1 protein-coding gene is annotated in these 237 nt (G+C 71.7%); it reads right to left on the bottom strand.

Annotated features, from left to right (window positions below):
- Positions 1–237 (bottom strand): ATP-binding cassette domain-containing protein (locus tag FLQ03_RS19625; protein ID WP_144374167.1); only part of this gene is annotated, 237 nt, incomplete at both ends.

Raw genomic sequence — 237 nt, 5'->3', positions numbered from 1 at the left:
GCGCATCCCCCCTGCCGGGCGTGCTGCTCCAGGCGACGGGTCAGGGTTTCCATCGCCGTGGCGTCGAGGGCGGTGAACGGCTCATCGAGGATCCACAGCGGCGCGTCGGTTAACCACAGGCGGGTGAGCGCCACCCGACGCTGCTGCCCGGCGGAGAGCTGGCTCAAGGGGAGATCTTCATAGCCCGCCAGGCCGACGGCGGCGAGGGCGCTTTCCCGCTGCTGAAGGCGGCTGGCC

The organism is Vogesella urethralis (genome assembly GCF_007644045.2).
GTDB lineage: Bacteria > Pseudomonadota > Gammaproteobacteria > Burkholderiales > Chromobacteriaceae > Vogesella > Vogesella urethralis.
This window is presented reverse-complemented; position numbering and strand designations above follow the sequence as displayed.